At 71.0% G+C, this 3,198-nt stretch carries 3 protein-coding genes and 2 pseudogenes; 3 read left to right on the top strand and 2 right to left on the bottom strand.

Translation table 11 applies throughout. The annotated features are described in order from the left end of the window. Positions 1 to 260, top strand: a pseudogene (locus tag ACTWQJ_RS49170) (Asp/Glu racemase); the annotation flags it as partial. Between the two features lie 153 nt (positions 261 to 413). On the opposite strand, the gene ACTWQJ_RS49165 reads toward ACTWQJ_RS49170, so the two are convergent. After that, positions 414 to 1,343, bottom strand: a complete 930-nt coding sequence (locus ACTWQJ_RS49165; protein WP_443312853.1) for an arginase family protein — start codon at positions 1,341 to 1,343, stop codon at positions 414 to 416. A gap of 26 nt (positions 1,344 to 1,369) precedes the next feature. Then, positions 1,370 to 2,260, bottom strand: a complete 891-nt coding sequence (locus ACTWQJ_RS49160) for a helix-turn-helix transcriptional regulator (protein WP_443312852.1) — start codon at positions 2,258 to 2,260, stop codon at positions 1,370 to 1,372. Positions 2,261 to 2,440: 180 nt separating this feature from the next. Here ACTWQJ_RS49160 and ACTWQJ_RS49155 point away from each other — a divergent pair. Then, positions 2,441 to 2,704: pseudogene (locus ACTWQJ_RS49155) on the top strand (MFS transporter); the annotation flags it as partial. Between the two features lie 49 nt (positions 2,705 to 2,753). Continuing rightward, the coding region (locus tag ACTWQJ_RS49150) for an MFS transporter (protein ID WP_443312851.1) at positions 2,754 to 3,198 on the top strand (445 nt) is incomplete at its 3' end.

Genomic DNA, 3,198 nt, shown 5'->3' with positions numbered 1-3,198 from the left:
AAGTGGACGACAACCTCGCCGTCGGCCGCCTCGACCAGACCCAGCTGCCGGAGATCGCCGGCCGCCTCGACACCCGCGGCGCCGACGCGGTCGTGCTCAGCGCCTGCGTGCAGATGCCCTCCCTGGAGGCCATCCCCGCCGCCGAAGCCGTTGTCGACCTGCCCGTCATCACCGCCGCCACCGCCACCTCCTGGCAGGTGCTGTCCTCCCTCGGCGCCTACGCCCCGGTCCCCGACTCCGGCGCACTCTTCCGCGGCTGAGCCCTCGGTCCATCGACGGACCGCCGAAGTGGTCTTCCGACTTCAGCGCCATCGCCAGGTACGTCCCGGACGCGGGCGGCTGCTACCCGTACGTCCGGCGCCGGCTCTGCCGGGGGCGCTGGGCTTGGCGCGGCCCTTGAGTAGATGTGGGCCTCAGCCCGCCGAAGCTCCGGAGATCAGCGGGAACCCCTTCAGGATCTGCTGCAGGTGCATCACCTGCCGGGGGATGAACTCCGCGATCGTGAAGCCGACGACGTCCACGGATCCGTCGATGTCGGCGACGATCCGCCGCACCTCGCTGCTGGTGAGGCCGCCCGGCACGAAGCCGAGACCCAGGCCGATCTCGTCGCTGTCGATCGTGTCGACGTCGAAGTGGATGGCGACGCGCGAGCAGCCCGTGGCCGCGAGCCAGTCGAGGACGGGCCGGGTGGATGCGCGCAGCTCTTCGGGGCCGAACGACTGGATGCCCCATTCGGCGATGTTCGGGAAGTCGTCCTCGGTCCACTCGTGCAACCCGACGAGGGCGACCCGGTCCGGTGACACGGTCGCCGGCAGCAGCTTCTGCACATCGGGATCCCCGTAGCCGGTGAGCGCGGCGACGGCCATCGCGTGGTAGCCCTTGTACCCGCTCTGCGGGGTGCCGATGTCGGGGTGGGAGTCGATCCAGACGACCGCCAGGTCGTCGCCGTACCGGTGGGCGAGCTCGGAGAACGGAGCCATGCTCACGGCACACTCACCTCCGAGGGTGGTGATCCGTGCCGGGTTGTGCCGGTGGATGACCTCCAGCGCGCTCGCCAGCTGCTCGACGACGACCGCCTTGGCTTCGACGCCGTCACGTTCCTCCAGGCCTTCGTCGGACATCGTGACCGGGACGGTCGCGGTGGGGCCGTCGTGCGGCGGCAGGACCGCTTCGAGGACCGCCGTGCCCACGGCGTAGCCACGGCGGGCGACGGGGAGCGGGAACTCGGGAGCGAGTTCCTTCACGATCGCTGCGCCGGTGCCCTGCCACTGGGGCCACAGCAGCCGGAGGCTGACGTCGTCGCGGTCGGAGTGGGCGGGTGGTGACGGGTCGGCGTGCGCCATGCGTGGTTCCTTTCGATCCGGGGTCCTCACCGTCGCGGTGTGGTGCCGGACTCGTGGCTGCCGGTCGTGGCGGGGGATGCCGTCCAGCTGGCGAGCAGGCTGAGGGCCTGGGCGGAGGCGGTGCCCGGTTCTGCGGTGTACAGGCAGATCATCTGGTTCGGGTCGGAGGGCAAGGTCAGCGTCTCGTGGTAGAGCGTGAGCTCGCCGACCACGGGGTGGTCGAACCGCTGCCTGCCGTGGGAGCACTGGTCCACCCGGTGACCCGACCACCAGGTCTGGAACTCCGGCACCTTGACGCACAGCTCGCCGATCAGTTCGTTCAGCCGGGCGTCGTCGGGGTGCCGTCCCGCGGCCAGGCGCAGGTTGGCGACGAAGATCTCCCCGACCTCGTCCCAGTCCGCGTACAGCTCCCGGGCGGCGGGGTCGAGCAGGACGTAGCGGGCGAGGTTGCGCTCGTGGTACGGCACTGCCTCGAAGTCCTTGATCAACGCGCGGGCCAGCTGGTTGGCGGCCAGCACGTCCCGCCGGTCGTTGAGGACCATGGCCGGTGAGACGCCGTTGAGGATGTCCAGCATGCGGTGCACCTCCGGCCGTACCCGCTGCGGACGGGCGGGGCGGGAGCGGCCCGAGCCCACTGTCCGGGACCGGGCGAGCGCGAAGAGATGATCGCGTTCGGTGTCGTCCAGGCGCAGGGCGCGTGCCACGGCGTTCAGGACGGCCTCGGAGACGTGGGGGTGTCTGCCCTGCTCCAGGCGGGCGTAGTAGTCCGTGCTCACCCCTGCCAGACGGGCGACCTCCTCGCGGCGCAGCCCCGGCACCCGGCGGGCACCACCGCCCGCGGCCACCCCCGCATCCTCCGGGCACAGGCGGGCCCGGCGGGAACGGAGGAACTCTCCCAGCTCGGCGTTCTGATCCATGCCTCCGGTATTCAAGCGCGAAGGCGTCATCGGGACGGCGAAGGTGGACCAGTCAGACCTGGGTTCAGCGAGGCTCGCTTCGCGGGCAGGGAACGCCGGTGCGGGCGGGAGCCTGGATACGGGCCAAGGCACCCATCCCCGTCCCCCGCTTCGCAAGCCGACGAACCATGGAGTTCCGTCATGCCTTTTGCCATCTACGTCCTGGGCTTGGGCATCTTCGCCCAGGGCACCTCGGAGTTCATGCTCTCCGGGCTGCTGCCGTCCATCTCCCGTGACCTCGACATCTCCCTCTCCCACGCCGGGCTGCTGGTCTCCGCCTTCGCCTTCGGGATGCTCATCGGCGCGCCCCTGCTGGCTCTCGGCACCCTCAAGCTGCCCCGCCGCGCGGCACTGATCGGCTTCCAGGTGGTCTTCGTCGCCGGGCACGTGGCCGCCGCGCTCGTCCCGCACTTCGGTTTCCTGCTGGTCACGCGCGTGGTGACGGCCATGGCCTATGCCGGTTTTCTGGGCGATGGTCACGGTCGCCGCGGTCTCCCCGGCGGACGCCGACAAGCGCGGGCGGGCGGTGTCGGTGGTCGTGTCGGGACTGAGCCTGTCGATGATCCTCGGTGTGCCGGCCGGCACTCTGCTGGCCCAGCACGTGGGCTGGCAGGCGGCGTTCTGGGCCGTGGCCGTCATGACCGCGCTCTCCTCGATCGCCCTGCCCGGCGGGCCCGAAGCCACGGCACCACAGCCGCGCATGGGCGCGGAGCTTCGGTCCCTGGCCGTGCCCCGGCTGTGGGTCACCTACGCCACTACCGCACTGACCATTTCCGCCACCATCGCGATCTTCTCCTACCTCGGTGCCCTGCTGGAGGATGTCACCGGTATCTCCGAGGGGCTGGTCCCGGTGGTGCTCGGGCTGTATGGCGCGGGCGGGCTGGCCGGGCTCACCGTCG

This window comes from Streptomyces sp. KR55, from assembly GCF_052245645.1.
Lineage (GTDB): Bacteria > Actinomycetota > Actinomycetes > Streptomycetales > Streptomycetaceae > Streptomyces > Streptomyces flavusporus.
The sequence above is the reverse complement of the archived record's forward strand: the minus strand, read 5'-3'. Positions and strand labels throughout refer to the sequence as shown.